We start from the raw sequence: 16052 nt of genomic DNA, 5'->3' as shown, positions 1-16052 counted from the left end.
GGTGGGGTTGAAGGGGCGGAGCCCCCAAGTGGGGATGATGGGGGTCCCCCCTGCTCGAGCGAAGCCGAGAGCTTGGGGGAGGGTAGGGGCGGCGGGGGCGAGACACCCCCCGAGCCGTCCGCGCCGTGGAAGACACCGCTGCACGAGGAGGACGCCGTGCCCGAGGGGCACACGATTCACCGGCTGGCCGAGGACTACGAGGCCAGGTTCGCGGGCGGGCCCACCCGCGTCACCAGCCCCCAGGGCAAGTTCACCGACGCCGCCGCCCTCCTCGACGGCACCCCCCTCGAACACGCCGACGCCCACGGCAAACACCTCTTCCTCGCCTTCCGCGCCGCCGACTGGATCCACATCCACCTCGGCCTCTTCGGCAAGGTGAACTTCGGCGACGCCCCCGCCCCGCCCCCCACCGACACGGTCCGCCTCCGCCTCGCGAACGCCACGTCGTACGTCGACCTCCGCGGCCCCACCACCTGCGCCCTGATCACGGACGACGAGAAGCAGGCGATACACGCCCGCCTCGGCCCGGACCCCCTCCGCGCCGACGCGGACCCGTCGGCGGCGTACCGCCGCGTCTCCCGCAGCCGTACGACGATCGCCGCGCTCCTCATGGACCAGAAGATCATCGCGGGCGTCGGGAACGTCTACCGCGCAGAAGTCCTCTTCCGGCACGGCATCGATCCGTACCGCACGGGGAAGGACATCACCCCGACGCAGTGGGACGCGATCTGGACGGACCTGGTGGCACTCATGCGCGAGGGCGTCCGCAACAACCGCATCGACACCGTCCGCCCGGAACACACCCCGGAGGCCATGGGCCGCCCACCGCGCGTGGACGACCACGGCGGCGAGGTGTACGTGTACCGCAGGGCCAACCTGCCCTGCCACATCTGTGGCGGCGAGATCCGCACCGCCGATCTCGCCGCCCGCAACCTCTTCTGGTGCCCGACCTGCCAGAACCGCTGAACCGGGTTCGGCCCCCCGGGGTTCTAGGTCCTGTCGTCAACGACAGGACCTAGAACCCGTGCGGCAACCAGGGCGCGACCGCCGACGAGAAGCCCACCGAGGCCTCCGCGAGCGCGCCCCGCCGCAGCTCCCGCACCCGCCCCGCCGCCGCGAGCGAGGCCAGGGACACCCCGCCGAGATACGCCGCCCCCAACTCCCGTACGGAAAGCGCGAGATCGGCGGCGTCCGACGTACGCACACAGGTCGCGCCCTTGGTGTCTCCGGTGAGCCGCCAACGCCCCTCGTTCCACGGGCAGAACACGTCCTCCACCTCGAACACCACGTCCACCGGCGCCTGATACGTCCGCGCCTCCAGCGCGGCGCCGACGTCCACGAGCCGCACGTGCAACGCGTCCCGCATCCGCACCGCGCAGCGGCGGATGTCGGACACCATGTGCTGCCACGCCTCGTCGACGGGGCGACCGTAGGCGTGCACCGTGGACGTCAGGTCGATCTCGAAGAGGAACCGCCACAGCGCCGCGTGCGCTGCCGGGTCGAGCGCCTCCAGTTGGTCGAGGCGGACGGTGAACCCGGCCCCGCGGTGGTCGCCGTCCTGCTTGATCCGGTACCGGGCGTAGCCCACGACCTCGTCGTCCCGCTCGGCGACCACGCACTGCAACGGCGACGCGCCGTCCCGATCGCTCTCCGGGTCGAGCAGCATCGCCCGGTCCCAGGCGGGCCGCCGCGCCAGCATGCCGGGCCGGCCCGGGACCAGCCGCGCGTACACCGCCTCGCAGGCGTCGAGTACGTCGGCCGGCGCGGCGTACCGCAGACGTACGTCATCGGTGCCGGGCGGTACGGACAGTCGTACCCGGGTCGTGTCGATCTCGACGTTGTGCTGGTGGGTCGCGATGCCGTAGCCGAACCGGCCGTAGATCACCGGCTCCGACGCGGTCAGCACGGCCAGCGGTTCGCCCCATGAGCGGATGTCGTCCAGCTGCCGCCGCATCATCGACGTGAGCAGCCCGCGCCGCCGGTGGGTGGCCGCGACGCTCACCATCGTGATGCCCGCGGCCGGTACGGAGGTGCCGCCGGGGACGGTGACCCGGAAGGAGAACGCCCCCGCGGTGCCCACACACTGGTCGCCGTCCCAGATCCCCAGGAAACGGTCGTACTCTGTGAGCGCGTTCATCACCTCGCGCTCCTCGGACGACTCCGGTACGCCCCCGAACGCGCGGACCAGGTTGTCGTACCACGTGTTCCACTCGGGCTGCCGCAGCACCCGCAAGTCAGTCGTCATACGCCATGCCTACCAGGGCAATGCGGTACGAGCGAGGGAATTTCCCTCACCTCCGGAGGCGCCGTTCACTGTGATGTTGAGCGCTCGGACGGGGGACAAGTGGGACCTCCCGTGCCAAGCACCTGGTCCGATGGATAGGGTCCCGAACTAATGGCAGCAGGACGAGAGCGGCGCGCGGAAGCCGAGACGTTCACGGCCCGGTTGAAGAAGCAGTGGCACCGGGCTCGCATCGGCGTGCGCAGATCCGCCGTCGACTACTTCCGCGGTGACGGTTCGGACTGGATCGCACTGGCCGGTCTGCTGCTGACCATCCCCGTGATCGCGGCCACGACGCTGATGAACTCGGTCTGGTGCTCCCCGGCCGCGCTGGTCCTGCCGATCGTCGCGGGCGGCCTCCTGCTGCGCCCCGCCAGCCTGCTCGGCCTGTACGCGGCCGCCGCCACCGCGCTGATAGTGGAGTCCGTGAAGCTGGGCCCGTACACCGAGGGTCCCTCCCGGGTCACCCCTGGCGTGGTTCTGGTGGTCGCGGCCTGCGGCTTCTTCGGCCTGCTGATCGCCCAGTTCCGCAGCCGGGTCGGCGTGCCCTGGCGGCGTGGCGGCACCATGCTCTTCGACCTGCGCGAACGCATCCGGGTGCAGAGCAAGCTGCCGAGTCTGCCGTTGGGCTGGCACCGGGAGATGGCGTTGCGCCCGGCGGGCGGTCAGTCGTTCTCGGGGGACTTCGTCGTGGCCGCACGTACGAACAGTGGCCGAACCATCGAAGTCGTCCTGACCGATGTGTCCGGAAAAGGCATGGATGCGGGGTCGCGCGCCCTGCTCCTCTCCGGGGCCTTCGGCGGTCTCCTGGGATCGCTCCCACCCCACGCCTTCCTCCCCGCCGCGAACGGCTACCTTCTGCGCCAGGACTGGGACGAGGGCTTCGCCACGTCGATCCACCTGGTCCTGGACCTGGACTCCGGCGACTACGAACTCTTCTCCGCCGGGCACCCGCCGGGCCTTCAGCTCAGCGCGGGCAGCGGGCGCTGGGAGGAGAAGGCCGCGGAGGGTCCACTCCTCGGGGTCTACGACGGTGCCCAGTTCGACCCCGTCAAGGGTTCCCTGCGGCCCGGGGACGTCCTGATGCTCTTCACGGACGGTCTGGTGGAAACCTCCGACCGTGACATCGTCGAGGGCATCGACCGCCTCACCGGTGAGGCCGACCGTTATGTCGCGGGCGGTTTCCACGGCGCCGCGTGGCACCTCATCGAGGCGGTCGCCAAGGACGTCAACGACGACCGTGCCCTCCTCCTGATCTGCCGAGAAGGCCCCACGGCAACCCGCTGACGACGGCCCTGGGTTCGGCCGCGGGCCTGCTGCGGGCCGGTGGGGGCTGGTCGCGCAGCTCCCCGCGCCCGGGCACGGACCGTACATCCCGCCCCTTTTGTGTGGGTCCTTCGCCGGGGCGGTTGTCATGTTCGGTCTGACGGCGGTCGCCGTCCCCGCCCGCGCGGCGCTGTGGCGGGAGACACTGGAGGAGTGACGCAGACTCTCCTGACCCTGGCCGAAATAGAGGCCCTCGCCCGTACGGCGCACGCCGCCCAGACCGACAAGGCGGGGCGGCCGTACGCCGAGCACCTGCAGGCAGTCGTGGACGGGGTCCGTGAGCGCGGGGGCGACGACGAGCAGATCGCGGCGGCCTGGCTGCACGACGCCGTCGAGGACGACGTGCTCTCCGAGGACTGGCTGCGCGAGGCCGCGCTGACCGGGCGGACGAAGGACATCGTGCTGGCGCTGACCAAACGCGAGGGAGAGCCCCCGGAGTCGTACGCGAAACGCATTCGTACGACTCCGGGAGCTCTCGTGGTCAAGGCCTCGGACCTGGCGCACAACGCCGATCCGGCCCGGCTCGCGGTCCTCGACGAGCACACCCGCGCGCGGCTGACCAAGAAGTACGCCGCGATGCGGGCGATGCTGGGACTGCCGCCGGGCTGACGGTGGCTACGCCGGGTTGGCGGTAGTTACGCCGAGGTGGCGGTGGATACGCCGGGTCGGCGGTGGTTACGCCGGGCTGACGGTGGCTACGCCGGGGTCTTGGCCCGTTCGCGGGCCAGCTCCGTGGCGTCCCGCTTGAACGCCCACTCCATGCTGGGCTCCATCGCGAAGCGGAAGACCCGCCGGACCGGCGCCGTGCACAGCAGGGTGACGGCCACGCCCGCGACGAGGGTCACGAAGATCTCGCCGAGCGGCCGGTGCAGCCATTTGTGGTCGAACCAGCCCCAGTAGTCGCCGCCCTTGACCAGGAAACCGTGCAGCAGATAGCCGTACAGCGTGCCCGCGCCGAGCGCCGTGAACCACATCCTGCGGCGCGGCACCCAGGCGAAGAAGCACGCGGTCAGCACCAGCGAGCAGCCGAGGAGGGCGAGCACCATCACGGGGCCGACCCACCAGGGGACACCCAGCTCCTGGGCACTGTCGCGGTGGTAGAACCAGCCCGGGTTCATCCGCGGTACCGCCCACCAGCTCACGACCAGCGCGGCGGCGAACACCGGCACCGACAGGATGCGCACCTCGCGGCGGCGCACCAGCTGGAAGTGCTCGGGCTTCATGCACAGGCCCAGCACGAAGAACGGCAGGAACTGGAGCGTCCGCTGCAGATCCAGGTCGTCACCGATGGACGGTGAGGTGGTCGCGAGCATGGCCACGAGGAGCGCGAGCGGAAGCGGCCAGCGGACCAGCTTCCACAGCGGCGTCGTCAGCCGCCAGATGAACAGCGCGCACAGGAACCAGGTGAGGAACCAGGGGTCGAGCAGGCTGACCGGCAGCGACGGATCGTCGTCCGCCCAGCGCTTGAAGAGGACGTACGCCACTTCGAAGACGACGTACGGCACGGCGACACCGGTGACCAGCCGCTTCAGCCGGTCGGCGCGCATGTCGAAACTGCGGGAGAAGTAGCCGGAGATGATGATGAAGGCTGGCATGTGGAAGGCGTACACGACCATGTACGCGGCTTCGAGGACGCGGCTTTGACCCTTCAGCGGCTCCCAGGCATGGCCCATGGCCACGAGCACGATCGCCAGGTACTTGGCGTTGTCGAAGAAGGCGTCACGCGGTTTGCCGGGCTGGGTGGCCGTGGCGGCGGCGGTGGCGACCGTGGCGCCGGCCGGCTTCGAAGTCCGGTCGGACGGTCGGCCCGGGGCTGAGCGCGAGGTCGGCACTCCCTCCACCGGCCGCTCTGCCGGGGGGAGCGGCGTTCGACGGGGCCCGTTCGGGTGGAGCGAGTTCGTCACGGACCCTCCCACCAGGAACCGCGGGGAGCGGAGGGAGCGGGGGAGACGATCCAGGACCTTGCTGCTCTTGCGGGGGACGAGGCGGCTTGGAACATCTGAGGCACCCTAGCGTTGTCTGTGTGTCTTCGTAAAACTCCTGGCGTTATTCCTGCTTATCACGTGTGAGTTCGTCCGTGAGTAACGTTTCGAGTACCCCGGATTCGACGAGTGCCCCTTACTGCATACGGCAGTTGCGGCGCCCTTCTGTCCGTATTCGTCACGACTAATTGGTGCATAACACTCGCGGGCGACTCTGGTGAAATGTCCAATCTTCGGCGTCTTCGGGTCATCTTCCCGGTACCCTCCGGGATTTCTTCGCCGCGTCTGTGGCAACAATTCGAAATTCCTGCGAACGGGATGTGTGGACACGGCAACGATCCCTCTGAATTTCCCGTACGGGTACACCGTCGAATTACCGTACGGGGCCGCGCAGTTGGTCCGCGCCGAGACAGTGGGGGAGGGCGGCTTCCCGGCGGTCCCGACCGACGATGTGTCACCTGCGGCATACGGGGGCCGGGTTGGTGGCACGATGGTTCTGGCGGGGGTGTGCGGGGCTGCACCCCCGGGCCGGGAGAGCGGACCGACCGTAGGGTGTGATCAGTTGTGGCCATCTCGCTGTCAGTGGTACTGCTGTTGGCGATCATCCTCGTGGTGTTGATCCGAGGGGGATCGATCAAGGCGGGGCCCGCCATCGTCGCGGTGCTCTTCGGCTTCTTCCTCGCGTCGACCGGAATGGCTCCGTCCATCCAACGGTTCCTCGACTCGATAGCGCAGACGATCAACTCGATCAGTTTCTGATCTCCGGGCGGGACGGGCCGACGCCTGCCCGCCCCCATTCGCGGACGCGGACCCCGACGGCCGCGCCCGGGGCCGACCGCGCTCTCCACGCCGGCTTGATCAGCGATCCGAGATCCGACCGACCGGGAAATCGATCGACGGTCCGGCCTGTCGGCAAAACGATCGACGATCCCGACCGGTCGGCAAACGATCGGCGATCCGACCGGCGGGGAAAACGATCAGGGCCGGACCGGAGGAGTGATCCTCCGGCCCGGCCCTGAGCCGTATGGAGCGGGCGACGGGAATCGAACCCGCGTAGCTAGTTTGGAAGACTAGGGCTCTACCATTGAGCTACGCCCGCACAGAGAGCGCCGCAGGTCAGCGACCCCGGCACAGGAGGCATCGTAGCGGGTCGCACCCCATCCCCGCACACCCCGTTCCGCGACTCCATGGACGCTCGTGAAATGCGGCAGCCGCGCTGTCTCCGGGCATGTACCCTACGTGTCGCACCGACGGGGTGTGGCGCAGCTTGGTAGCGCGTCCGCTTTGGGAGCGGAAGGCCGTGGGTTCAAATCCCGCCACCCCGACCACCAGCCGGTTCCGGCGACACGTCAGGCCACGGATCAGGCGAGAGAACAGACGCCCCACGGCCGATGGCCGGGATCGCAAGATCGCCTTTTGGGGCGTGTACCGCCTGCGGTTACTATGCAGGTTGCGCGCCCGTGTGTCTGCACTGTTACGTCTCTCAAGGGCCGCGAATCCGCTGAGGCTCTGCCTGATCTCGGCAGAAACAAACAGCAGAACCCCGCAGCAGTACCCCCAAGAAGTCAGCCACAAGGAGACCGAACCGTGAAGAGCGCCGTGGAGAACCTGAACCCGACTCGGGTTCGGCTCACTGTTGAGGTGCCCTTCGAGGAGCTCAAGGACAGCCTCGACGCGGCGTACAAGAAGATCAACCAGCAGGTCACGGTGAAGGGCTTCCGGAAGGGCAAGATCCCGGCGCGCGTCATCGACCAGCGGTTCGGTCGCGGCGCCGTGCTCGAAGAGGCCGTCAACGACGCGCTCCCGAAGTTCTACACCGAAGCGGTCAACGAGGCTGAGCTGAACGTCCTCGGCCAGCCCGAGGTCGACATCACGGAGCTGAAGGACGGCGAAACGCTGAACTTCACCGCCGAGGTCGACGTCCGCCCGACCATCGAGATCCCGGACTACTCCGGCATCGAGGTCGAGGTCGATGCAGTCGAGGTCGCCGACGAGGACGTCGAGAAGGCCGTCGAGGAGCTCCGTGAGCGCTTCGCGTCCACCTCGCCCGTCGAGCGCGCCGCCGAGGACGGCGACGTCGTCACGATCGACCTGGAGGCCAAGGTCGACGGAGAGGTGCTGGAGGACGGCGTCGCCTCCGACGTCTCCTACACCATCGGCTCCGGTGAGCTGCTGGACGGCATCGACGAGGCCGTGAAGGGCCTGGAGGCCGGTGGCGAGGCCACCTTCGCCTCCGAGCTCAAGGGCGGCTCGGCGGCCGGCAAGGAGGCCGAGGTCACCGTCAAGGTCACCCAGGTCGCCGCGCGCGAACTGCCCGAGCTGGACGACGACTTCGCGCAGCTCGCCTCCGAGTTCGACACCCTCGACGAGCTCAAGGCGGACAGCCGCAAGCGCCTCGAGAACATGAAGCAGTACGACCAGGCCACGCAGGCCCAGGAGCGTGTCCTGGAGAAGCTGCTCGAACTGGTCGAGGTGCCCGTCCCCGAGAAGCTGCTCGAGGACGAGATCAACACCCGCAAGCACAACCTGGAGCACCACCAGCTCGGCCAGATGGGCCTCGACCTCGAGAAGTACCTCGAGATCCAGGGCAAGACGGTCGAGGAGTTCGACGCCGAGACCAAGGAAGCCGCGGTCAAGGGCATCAAGACGCAGTTCGTCCTTGACGAGCTCGTCAACAAGGAGAAGCTGAACGTCAACCAGGAGGAGCTCACCGAGCACCTCATGCGGCGTGCGGCCTCCTCCGGCATGTCCCCCGACCAGTTCGCCCAGGCGGTCGTCGAAGGCGGCCAGGTCCCGATGCTGGTCGGCGAGGTCGCCCGCGGCAAGGCCCTCGCGGTCGTCGTCGAGGCCGCCACGGTCAAGGACACCAACGGCGAGGTCGTCGACCTCGACGACGAGGAGGACGAGACCGAGTCGGCCACCGAGGTCGTCGCCGAGGTCACCGACGGTGACGAGGCCTCCGCCGAGGCTTCCGAGGAGAAGCCCGAGGCGTAAGCCCACGGCGCTTCAGCAGCTGTACGACGGGCCCCCGGGGACTTCTTGTCCCCGGGGGCCCGTCGGCTTTTCCCGGGGGCCCGTCGGCTTTTGGGGGCGCGAGGAACTGCGCGAGCAACCCACAACAAGCCGCACCCGCCGTTGGACCGCCCGTGGCAGACGCGACCGCGGCTTTGTGCGCGCGGGAGGCAGGGCGGATCGCGCCGTTCCCGGGCCCCTGACGGGGCGGAGCCCCGCCGAACCCCCTGTCCGACCCAGCGGAGCGCATGCGCTCACAGCGAACAGTTCCTTCTGCGGGATTCCCCGGAGGGACCCGCGCGTTAGGGTCCATGAATACGAGGGCAGGGGAGTCCCCGAAGCCGCCCCGGGCGGTTGTCGCACCGGGGTCCCACGCCCCCAGCAGAAGACGTGAGACGGCCCGGCGCCGTCGTAAGACGAGCAGGTGGATACGTGACGAATCTGATGCCCACAGCTGCCGGCGAACCCTTCGGTGGTGGCCTCGGCGACCAGGTCTACAACCGACTGCTCGGCGAGCGGATCATCTTCCTCGGCCAGGCGGTCGACGATGACATCGCCAACAAGATCACGGCGCAGCTGCTGCTCCTTGCCGCCGACCCGGACAAGGACATCTACCTCTACATCAACAGCCCCGGCGGATCGATCACGGCCGGCATGGCGATCTACGACACCATGCAGTTCATCAAGAACGACGTGGTGACGATCGCCATGGGCATGGCGGCCTCGATGGGTCAGTTCCTGCTCAGCGCGGGCACCCCCGGCAAGCGCTTCGCCCTGCCGAACGCCGAGATCCTGATCCACCAGCCCTCGGCCGGCCTGGCGGGCTCCGCGTCGGACATCAAGATCCACGCCGAGCGGCTGCTGCACACCAAGAAGCGGATGGCCGAGCTGACCTCCTTCCACACCGGTCAGACGGTCGAGCAGATCACTCGTGACTCGGACCGCGACCGTTGGTTCGACCCGATCGAGGCCAAGGAGTACGGCCTCATCGATGACATCGTGCCCACCGCTGCTGGTATGCCGGGCGGTGGCGGCACCGGGGCGTCGTAAGCCCCTCAGCGCCCCCCAGGGCGGCGCGCGGCCCCTCTGTCGCTCCCCGGGCACACTCAGTGCCCCGGAGCGGCGCAGACGGCCCTCCAGCGCCCCCAGCCGACCGCCCCAGGCTCTTACAGGCTCTTCAGGAGACACAGTGAACGACTTCCCCGGCAGCGGCCTCTACGCCCGCACGCAGGCCGAGTACACCGGTCCTCGTGCGGAGTCCCGCTACGTCATCCCGCGCTTCGTCGAGCGCACCTCGCAGGGCGTGCGTGAGTACGACCCGTACGCGAAGCTGTTCGAGGAGCGCGTGATCTTCCTCGGCGTGCAGATCGACGACGCCTCCGCCAACGACGTCATGGCGCAGCTGCTGTGCCTGGAGTCGATGGACCCCGACCGTGACATCTCGGTCTACATCAACAGCCCCGGTGGCTCGTTTACGGCCCTCACGGCCATTTACGACACGATGCAGTTCGTGAAGCCCGACATCCAGACGGTCTGCATGGGTCAGGCCGCCTCGGCCGCCGCGATCCTGCTGGCCGCCGGTACGCCGGGCAAGCGCATGGCGCTTCCGAACGCCCGCGTGCTGATCCACCAGCCCTACAGCGAGACCGGCCGCGGCCAGGTCTCGGACCTCGAGATCGCCGCGAACGAGATCCTCCGGATGCGCGCGCAGCTGGAAGACATGCTGGCCAAGCACTCGACCACGCCGATCGAGAAGATCCGCGAGGACATCGAGCGCGACAAGATCCTCACCGCTGAGGACGCGCTGGCGTACGGCCTGATCGACCAGATCATCTCCACCCGCAAGATGAACAGTTCCGCGATCGTCTGACGTATCGCTGTATCGTCTGCCGCTCGTCTGTCGCCCGTTGGCGCGGTTCACGACAAAGTGAACCGTGCCAAGGGGGGCCCGAACGGGGGGCTCGGCAAGGTACCGTCGGACATAAGGCAGCACCAGGAGCCGCTGGACCTAGGCGTCTCCCAGGCGAAGGGGAAGCACACCGTGGCACGCATCGGTGACGGCGGCGATCTGCTCAAGTGCTCGTTCTGTGGCAAGAGCCAGAAGCAGGTCAAGAAGCTCATCGCAGGCCCCGGTGTGTACATCTGCGACGAGTGCATCGATCTCTGCAACGAGATCATCGAAGAAGAACTCGCGGAAACGAGCGAGGTCCGCTGGGAGGAGCTCCCGAAGCCCCGCGAGATCTACGAGTTCCTCGAGGGGTACGTGGTCGGCCAGGAGTCGGCCAAGAAAGCCCTCTCGGTCGCGGTGTACAACCACTACAAGCGGGTCCAGGCCGGTGAGAACGGCGGCGGTCAGAATCGGGACGACGCCATCGAGTTGGCGAAGTCCAACATCCTCCTGCTGGGCCCCACGGGCTCCGGCAAGACTCTGCTCGCCCAGACGCTCGCGCGCATGCTCAACGTCCCGTTCGCCATCGCCGACGCGACGGCGCTGACGGAGGCGGGGTATGTCGGCGAGGACGTCGAGAACATCCTGCTGAAGCTCATCCAGGCGGCCGACTACGACGTCAAGAAGGCCGAGACGGGCATCATCTACATCGACGAGATCGACAAGGTGGCCCGTAAGAGCGAAAACCCGTCGATCACGCGAGACGTGTCCGGCGAGGGCGTCCAGCAGGCGCTGCTCAAGATCCTGGAGGGCACGACGGCCTCCGTTCCGCCCCAGGGCGGACGTAAGCACCCCCACCAGGAGTTCATCCAGATCGACACGACGAACGTCCTGTTCATCGTGGGCGGTGCCTTCGCGGGCCTGGAGAAGCTCATCGAGTCGAGGGCGGGTGCCAAGGGCATCGGCTTCGGCGCGACGATCCGCTCCAAGCGCGAGCTCGAGTCCAAGGACCAGTTCGAGGCCGTCATGCCCGAGGACCTGGTGAAGTTCGGCATGATCCCCGAGTTCATCGGCCGGCTGCCCGTCATCACCTCGGTCCACAACCTCGACCGGCCGGCGCTCCTCCAGATCCTCGTGGAGCCGCGCAACGCGCTCGTGAAGCAGTACCAGCGCCTGTTCGAACTCGACGGCGTGGAGCTGGACTTCGAGCGCGAGGCCCTGGAAGCCATCGCCGACCAGGCGATCCTCCGCCAGACCGGCGCGCGCGGCCTGCGCGCCATCATGGAGGAGGTCCTCCAGGCGGTGATGTACGAGGTTCCCTCGCGGAAGGACGTGGCGAGGGTCGTCATCACGGCGGACGTCGTCCTGTCCAACGTCAACCCGACGCTGATCCCGCGCGACGCCCGCGGGCGTGGCCCGGGCGAGCAGAAGACGGCGTAACCGCCACCGCACGGACGTACGACGAAGGGGCCCCGGTCAACCGACCGGGGCCCCTTCGCCGTTGCTGTGCTCGCGGTTGACGCGTGCGGTCAGATCTTGACGCGGACGTCGTTGCGGAGCTTGGCGGCGGTGGCGGCCGCGTCGTCCAGCGAGCCGCTCTTGCCGGTGAGGAAGGCGGCGATGTCGACCGAGGTGACGGAGGCGACCGTGCTGTGGTCGCCCCAGACGCACAGGGGCACCTTCACGGTCTTGGGAGCGCCGGCCGTCGAGGTCGACGACTCGGTGTTCGTGATCTCGGCCGCCTGGCACTTCAGGATGCCGTTGCTGAAGCCGGAGGGCTTGAACTCCTGCGGGCTGCCGAGCAGCTTGCCCTTGGTGTTGTCCTTGCTCTGGTCCTTCTCGGACTCCGTCTTCAGCTTGGCGAACATGGCGTCGACGACCGCCTCCGGGTCGTCGATGGTGCCGTACACACCGCTGAAGGACAGGTTCTTCGCGGTCAGGCCCGTGCCGTTCACGTAGCCCGCGCCGGCGTCCTTGGCGTTCTTCACGCCCCACTTCTCGAAGTCCTTGATGTCGCTGTCGGACATCGTGGGGGTGTCACCGGAGCTGTCGGACTTCTTGTACGTGCCGTTGATGACCGTCGCGGGCGTCGTCAGCTTGTGGGGGCCGTCGTCCGCGACCGAACCGCTGCCGCTGCCACCACCGATGACGAGATACGCCGTCACGGCGATCGCGGCGACGACCGCGACCGAGCCGATGATGAGCGCCGTCTTCTTCTTGCCGCCGCCGGGCGCGGGCGGCTGCGGGGCGCCGTAGGGCTGCTGGCCGTAGGGAGGCTGCTGCCCGTAAGGGGGCTGCTGGCCGTACGCGGGCTGCTGACCGTACGGGGGAGTCTGCGGCGGGACACCCTGGGGAGCCTGCTGGGGGTAGCCGTAGCCGGGCTGCGGAGGAGCCTGCTGCGGGTAGCCGTAACCGGGCTGGGGTGCCTGCGGCGGCTGGCCGTAAGGGCCCTGCTGCCCCGGCTGACCGTACGGTCCGGGCTGCTGGGGCGGCCCGCCGTACGGGCCCGGCTCGTTGTAGCTCATCTCTGGGTTCCCCTCCAGATGCTTATGTGTTCCTGACATCCTGGCGTAACCCCTGGGGTGCCACGGCAGTGGGGGGCGGACCGTTACGAAGAATCGTGTTTCGGGACAGGGCGGTGACGCCTCTAAACTGACCCCGTGACCGAGAACTCTCAGCAGCCGCAATCAGAGCCCACTCCCGAACTGCCGACCCAGTACGCGCCGGCCGACGTAGAGGGGACGCTGTACGAGCGCTGGGTAGAACGCGGTTACTTCGAGGCGGACGCGAAGAGCGACAAGCCGCCTTACACCGTCGTCATCCCGCCGCCGAACGTCACGGGCAGCCTGCACCTCGGGCACGCCTTCGAGCACACCCTCATCGACGCCCTCACCCGCCGCAAGCGCATGCAGGGCTACGAGACGCTGTGGCAGCCCGGCATGGACCACGCCGGCATCGCCACGCAGAACGTCGTCGAGCGGGAGTTGGGCAAGGAGGGCAAGTCGCGCCACGACCTGGGCCGGGACGCCTTCGTCGAGCGCGTCTGGCAGTGGAAGGCCGAGTCCGGCGGACAGATCTCCGGCCAGATGCGCCGCCTCGGCGACGGTGTCGCCTGGTCCCGCGAGCGCTTCACCATGGACGAGGGCCTGTCCCAGTCCGTCCAGACCATCTTCAAGAAGCTCTACGACGACGAGCTGATCTACCGCGCCGAGCGCATCATCAACTGGTGCCCGCGCTGCCTCACGGCGATCTCGGACATCGAGGTCGAGTACCAGGACGACGACGGCGAGCTGGTCTCCATGAAGTACGGGGAGGGGGACGACACGATCGTCGTCGCCACCACCCGTGCCGAGACCATGCTCGGTGACACCGCCGTCGCCGTGCACCCCGACGACGAGCGCTACAAGCACCTCGTCGGCAAGAACATCCGCCTCCCGCTCACCGAGCGTTTCATCCCGGTCGTCGCGGACACCCACGTCGACCCGGAGTTCGGCACGGGCGCGGTCAAGGTCACCCCGGCCCACGACCCGAACGACTTCGAGATCGGCCAGCGCCACAACCTGCCGAACATCGCCGTGATGGACGAGCACGCGGTCATCACGGTCCCGGGTCCGTTCCAGGGCCTGGACCGGCTGGAGGCCCGCTCCGCCATCGTGGCCGCGCTGCGCGCCGAGGGCCGGATCGTCGCCGAGAAGCGGCCGTACGCCCACTCGGTCGGCCACTGCTCGCGCTGCAAGACCACCATCGAGCCGCGGCTGTCCATGCAGTGGTGGGTCAAGGTCGGCCCGCTCGCCAAGGCCGCCGGTGACGCGGTCCGTGACGGCCGGGTCAAGATCCACCCGCAGGAGATGGAGAAGCGGTACTTCGACTGGGTCGACAACCTCCACGACTGGTGCATCTCGCGGCAGTTGTGGTGGGGCCACCGCATTCCGGTCTGGTACGGCCCGAACGGTGAGGTCGTCTGCGTCGGCCCCGACGACGAGGCCCCGACCGGCGAGGGCTGGCACCAGGACACCGACGTCCTCGACACCTGGTTCTCCTCCGGCCTGTGGCCCTTCTCGACCCTCGGCTGGCCGGAACAGACCGAGTCGCTCGCGAAGTTCTATCCGAACTCCGTCCTGGTCACCGGCTACGACATCCTCTTCTTCTGGGTCGCCCGGATGATGATGTTCGGCCTGTACGCGATGGACGGCACCCCGCCGTTCCACACCATCGCCCTGCACGGCATGGTCCGCGACCAGTTCGGCAAGAAGATGTCGAAGTCCTTCGGCAACGCGGTCAACCCGCTGGACTGGATGGACAAGTACGGCTCGGACGCGCTCCGGTTCACGCTCGCGCGCGGCGCCAACCCCGGCGTCGACGTCCCGATCGGCGAGGACTGGGTCCAGGGCTCGCGCAACTTCGCCAACAAGATCTGGAACGCCACGCGCTTCGCGCTGATGAACGGCGCGACGGTGGAGGGCCCGCTGCCGGACGCCTCGGCGATGTCGGCGACCGACCGCTGGATCCTCTCCCGTCTCAACGCGACGGTCGCCGAAGTCGACGCGCTCTACGACGACTTCCAGTTCGCCAAGCTCTCGGACGTCCTGTTCCACTTCGCGTGGGACGAGGTCTTCGACTGGTACGTCGAGCTGTCCAAGACGACGTTCATGGCGGGCGGCGAGCCGGCGAAGGTCTCCGGGCGTGTCCTGGGCGAGGTCCTCGATGTCACCCTCCGCCTCCTCCACCCGATCGTCCCCTTCGTCACCGAGACGCTGTGGACGACGCTGACCGGCGGTGAGTCGGTCGTCATCGCCGAGTGGCCGACCGACTCCGGTTTCCGCGACACGGGCGCCGAGCGTGAGATCGAGACGCTTCAGCAGGTCATCACGGAGGTCCGCCGCTTCCGTGCCGACCAGGGGCTGCAGCCCGGCCAGCGCGTCCCGGCCCGCCTCACGCTGGACGGCACCGCCCTCGCCCCGCACGAGGCGGCCATCCGTCAGTTGCTGCGGCTGCAGCCGGAGGGCGAGGCCTTCGCGGCCACGGCGACGCTTCCCGTCGCCGGGGCCACGGTGGCGCTCGACCTCTCCGGCACGATCGATGTCGCGGCCGAGCGCAAGCGGCTCGCCAAGGACCTCGCCGCCGCCGAGAAGGAGAAGGCCCAGGCGAACGCCAAGCTCGGCAACGAGGCGTTCCTCGCCAAGGCGCCGGACCAGGTCGTGGACAAGATCCGTACGCGGCTTACCAAGGCGGACGAGGACATCGCCCGCATCCAGGCCCAGCTGGAAGGCCTCCCGGAGGCGTAACGGCTCCGCCGCAGGTGAACGAAGGCCCCCGGGACCTCCTGGTCCCTGGGGCCTTCGACGTCCGTCGTCTGCGGGCGCGTGGGGGCTGGTCGCGCAGTTCCCCGCGCCCCTGAGACGGGGCTCCGCCCCGCATCCCCCGCCCACCCGGATTCGCTTGGCCGCGGGCCCGGTGGGGGCTTGGCGCGCAGTTCCCCGCGCCCCTAAAACCGGGGGGGGGGGGGGGGGGCCCCCGCCCCCCGGGGGGGGGGGACGTGGCGGCCCCGGCCCCCCCCCCCCCC

12 protein-coding genes and 2 tRNA genes are annotated in these 16052 nt (G+C 68.8%); 10 read left to right on the top strand and 4 right to left on the bottom strand.

Features of this window, described 5'->3' with window-relative positions; all coding sequences use genetic code 11:
- Window positions 1-156 precede the first annotated feature (156 nt).
- A complete protein-coding gene (locus ACFVWD_RS53680; RefSeq protein ID WP_389606084.1) occupies window positions 157-966 on the top strand; it encodes an Fpg/Nei family DNA glycosylase in 810 nt (269 codons plus the stop codon).
- 49 nt (window positions 967-1015) lie between these two features.
- Here the strand turns inward: ACFVWD_RS53680 and ACFVWD_RS53675 are convergent, their stop codons facing one another.
- Window positions 1016-2245 carry a GNAT family N-acetyltransferase gene (locus tag ACFVWD_RS53675; RefSeq protein ID WP_389606083.1) on the bottom strand — a complete coding sequence of 410 codons (1230 nt, stop codon included), beginning with the start codon at window positions 2243-2245 and terminating at the stop codon, window positions 1016-1018.
- A gap of 150 nt (window positions 2246-2395) precedes the next feature.
- On the opposite strand from ACFVWD_RS53675, the gene ACFVWD_RS53670 reads away from it, so the two are divergent.
- Together ACFVWD_RS53670 and ACFVWD_RS53665 are read left to right on the top strand one after the other, a co-directional pair.
- The gene (locus tag ACFVWD_RS53670) at window positions 2396-3568 is read left to right on the top strand and encodes a PP2C family protein-serine/threonine phosphatase (protein WP_389606082.1); all 1173 of its coding nucleotides are present in this window, start codon (window positions 2396-2398) and stop codon (window positions 3566-3568) included.
- A 192-nt stretch (window positions 3569-3760) separates the two neighbouring features.
- A complete protein-coding gene (locus tag ACFVWD_RS53665; protein ID WP_389606081.1) occupies window positions 3761-4216 on the top strand; it encodes an HD domain-containing protein in 456 nt (151 codons plus the stop codon).
- Between the two features lie 86 nt (window positions 4217-4302).
- Here the strand turns inward: ACFVWD_RS53665 and ACFVWD_RS53660 are convergent, their stop codons facing one another.
- Window positions 4303-5511 carry an acyltransferase family protein gene (locus tag ACFVWD_RS53660; protein WP_389606079.1) on the bottom strand — a complete coding sequence of 403 codons (1209 nt, stop codon included), beginning with the start codon at window positions 5509-5511 and terminating at the stop codon, window positions 4303-4305.
- Between the two features lie 642 nt (window positions 5512-6153).
- Here ACFVWD_RS53660 and ACFVWD_RS53655 point away from each other — a divergent pair.
- Window positions 6154-6348 (top strand): hypothetical protein, encoded by a 195-nt coding sequence (locus ACFVWD_RS53655; RefSeq protein ID WP_054231893.1) that lies wholly within the window; start codon window positions 6154-6156, stop codon window positions 6346-6348.
- A 266-nt stretch (window positions 6349-6614) separates the two neighbouring features.
- Here ACFVWD_RS53655 and ACFVWD_RS53650 read toward each other — a convergent pair.
- Window positions 6615-6688, bottom strand: a tRNA-Gly gene (locus tag ACFVWD_RS53650).
- Window positions 6689-6840: 152 nt separating this feature from the next.
- Here ACFVWD_RS53650 and ACFVWD_RS53645 point away from each other — a divergent pair.
- The 5 genes from ACFVWD_RS53645 to clpX all read left to right on the top strand — a co-directional run bounded on the left by ACFVWD_RS53645 (window position 6841) and on the right by clpX (window position 11929).
- Window positions 6841-6917, top strand: a tRNA-Pro gene (locus tag ACFVWD_RS53645).
- A gap of 259 nt (window positions 6918-7176) precedes the next feature.
- On the top strand, window positions 7177-8583 hold the full coding sequence (tig, locus tag ACFVWD_RS53640; protein ID WP_389606077.1) for a trigger factor: 1407 nt from the start codon (window positions 7177-7179) through the stop codon (window positions 8581-8583).
- Window positions 8584-9045: 462 nt separating this feature from the next.
- Entirely contained in the window at window positions 9046-9651 is a 606-nt protein-coding gene (locus ACFVWD_RS53635) for an ATP-dependent Clp protease proteolytic subunit (protein ID WP_054231895.1), read from the top strand.
- A gap of 139 nt (window positions 9652-9790) precedes the next feature.
- A complete protein-coding gene (locus tag ACFVWD_RS53630; protein ID WP_054231896.1) occupies window positions 9791-10471 on the top strand; it encodes an ATP-dependent Clp protease proteolytic subunit in 681 nt (226 codons plus the stop codon).
- 171 nt (window positions 10472-10642) lie between these two features.
- Window positions 10643-11929: an ATP-dependent Clp protease ATP-binding subunit ClpX gene (gene clpX, locus ACFVWD_RS53625; RefSeq protein ID WP_054231969.1), complete on the top strand. Its 1287-nt coding sequence runs from the start codon at window positions 10643-10645 to the stop codon at window positions 11927-11929.
- A gap of 89 nt (window positions 11930-12018) precedes the next feature.
- Here the strand turns inward: clpX and ACFVWD_RS53620 are convergent, their stop codons facing one another.
- Window positions 12019-13014, bottom strand: a complete 996-nt coding sequence (locus ACFVWD_RS53620; RefSeq protein ID WP_389606076.1) for a hypothetical protein — start codon at window positions 13012-13014, stop codon at window positions 12019-12021.
- Window positions 13015-13149: 135 nt separating this feature from the next.
- Between ACFVWD_RS53620 and ACFVWD_RS53615 the strand changes: the two genes are divergently transcribed.
- Window positions 13150-15774, top strand: a complete 2625-nt coding sequence (locus tag ACFVWD_RS53615; protein WP_389606075.1) for a valine--tRNA ligase — start codon at window positions 13150-13152, stop codon at window positions 15772-15774.
- The last annotated feature ends 278 nt before the right edge of the window (window positions 15775-16052 follow it).

This window comes from Streptomyces sp. NPDC058086 (assembly GCF_042885015.1).
Taxonomy (GTDB): domain Bacteria; phylum Actinomycetota; class Actinomycetes; order Streptomycetales; family Streptomycetaceae; genus Streptomyces.
This window is presented reverse-complemented; position numbering and strand designations above follow the sequence as displayed.

Coding starts and splice junctions, on each gene's coding strand:
- ACFVWD_RS53620 (WP_389606076.1), bottom strand. CDS start 13,014: ATGAGCTACAACGAGCCGGGCCCGTACGGCGGGCCGCCCCAGCAGCCC.
- ACFVWD_RS53635 (WP_054231895.1), top strand. CDS start 9,046: ATGCCCACAGCTGCCGGCGAACCCTTCGGTGGTGGCCTCGGCGACCAG.
- ACFVWD_RS53670 (WP_389606082.1), top strand. CDS start 2,396: ATGGCAGCAGGACGAGAGCGGCGCGCGGAAGCCGAGACGTTCACGGCC.
- ACFVWD_RS53675 (WP_389606083.1), bottom strand. CDS start 2,245: ATGACGACTGACTTGCGGGTGCTGCGGCAGCCCGAGTGGAACACGTGG.